This is a genomic window from Paraburkholderia sp. SIMBA_053 (genome assembly GCF_046534895.1).
Lineage (GTDB): Bacteria > Pseudomonadota > Gammaproteobacteria > Burkholderiales > Burkholderiaceae > Paraburkholderia > Paraburkholderia caledonica.
The window spans coordinates 1-277 of the sequence record NZ_JAWRXU010000564.1 but is presented as its reverse complement, the minus strand read 5'-3'; the positions used below and the strand labels follow the sequence as shown (position 1 = coordinate 277).

General features: G+C 57.8%; 1 protein-coding gene. It reads right to left on the bottom strand.

Annotated elements, in window-relative coordinates; genetic code table 11:
- Positions 1-277, bottom strand: a 277-nt coding sequence (locus SB753_RS36875) for a 3-keto-5-aminohexanoate cleavage protein (RefSeq protein ID WP_410805078.1), incomplete at both ends; no start/stop codon positions are given.

Below are 277 nucleotides of genomic sequence, written 5' to 3'. Positions count from 1 at the left end.
AGGTCTTCCGGATGCGCGCCGATGCCGCCGAGCAGACCGAATACGCTTTGCACGAAGAACGGCGGCTTCGCGAGCCCACGGTCGACAAAATGCGCGAGGTTGTACAGATGCGAGATGTCGTAGCACTCGAACTCGAAACGCGTGCCGTTCGCCCCGCAAGACGTCAGGATGTATTCGATATCCGCGAACGTGTTCTTGAACACCAGATCGCGGCTGTTCTCCAGATGCTTGCGTTCCCAGTCGTACTTGAGTTCCTTGAAGCGCTCGAGCATCGGAT